Consider the following 532-nt stretch of genomic DNA (forward strand, 5'->3'; position numbering starts at 1 on the left):
ACCTCCTGAAAACACTCGCTCTTTTGCTTGTTGAACAACCATGCAAATCGGTAGTTTCCATAGGCAGACGCGAACACCGCCATCTGAAACTTTTGCATTTCGCCCGCGATTTCGAGCTTCACCTCGCCCCAATCGAATTCACAAACATCCCCAGGCAAATAATCTGACTTGATGTAAGCCTCTCTGGTCTTTGACTCCAGCGCTCTAACGGTTCGTAACACGCTACCATAACTGATACAGACGCCAGAGTTCTCAAGCTCAGAATGAATATCCACAGGCCGTCTGACTTGCTTGTGCAGCCCCTTGTTCCTGCGCTCCTCATTCTCCGCCAGGAAGCCTCGAATCTTTTCCTCAACCTCCTCAGTGACAACTGGCTTAGGACGAACACCGACTTGATACTTGGGCGCCTGGACAATCCCCTCCGTCAATACGCCTATCCTCATTGGATCCTTGGTTCGAATTAACTCCTCCCGCTGCTGCTCATATTCGACGATGTATTTGCGAATCGTCTTTCTATCCATCCCTGTCCTTC

The 532-nt window shown here is 50.0% G+C and carries 1 pseudogene; it reads right to left on the reverse strand.

Annotated features, from left to right (window positions below):
* Window positions 1–532, reverse strand: a pseudogene (locus J3482_RS20245) (IS21 family transposase); the annotation flags it as partial.

The sequence above is a fragment of the Alicyclobacillus suci genome, from assembly GCF_017329615.1.
Classification (GTDB): Bacteria; Bacillota; Bacilli; order Alicyclobacillales; family Alicyclobacillaceae; genus Alicyclobacillus; species Alicyclobacillus suci.